At 51.0% G+C, this 526-nt stretch carries 1 protein-coding gene; it reads left to right on the top strand.

From position 1 onward, the window contains the following. Positions 1 to 526: PD-(D/E)XK nuclease family transposase (locus DB520_RS26355; RefSeq protein ID WP_198675475.1), on the top strand; the 526-nt coding region annotated here is incomplete at both ends.

The raw sequence follows: 526 nt of genomic DNA, 5'->3' as shown, positions 1-526 counted from the left end.
TGTCTTCGACATTTATTGCGTTGCGGAGTCCGGTGAGCGGTTTATTGTGGAAATGCAGAAGGCCTTCCAGCTCAACCTCCGGGACAGGTCCCTCTTCTATGCGACCTATCCCATCCAGGAACAGGCCAGGCGTGGGGACTGGGACTTTGGTCTGAAGGCGGTTTACTGCATCTCCATCCTGGACTTCGTCCTGGAGAAGGGTGACGACAGGCACTTGCACCGGGTGGGTTTGGTCGACCGTGAAACCGGTGGGCTGTTCAGCGACAAGCTCAACTTCATCTATGTGGAGGTACCGAAGTTCGAGAAAAAGGAAGCCGATCTCGAAACCAAATTCGACAAATGGCTGTATGTATTAAAGCACCTGGAGTACCTGGAAAGGGTGCCTGTAAGGATTAGGGAAAAGATATTTGAAAAAGTCATGGACATAGCAACATTGGTAAATTTGGAGAAAAAGGACCGCAAGGCCTACGAGCAGAGCCTGAAACAGTACCGGGACCTAAAGAATGCGCTAGATGCCAGCAAGCTT

Origin of the sequence: Pleomorphovibrio marinus (genome assembly GCF_003347495.1) — a bacterium.
GTDB lineage: Bacteria > Bacteroidota > Bacteroidia > Cytophagales > Cyclobacteriaceae > Pleomorphovibrio > Pleomorphovibrio marinus.
This window is presented reverse-complemented; position numbering and strand designations above follow the sequence as displayed.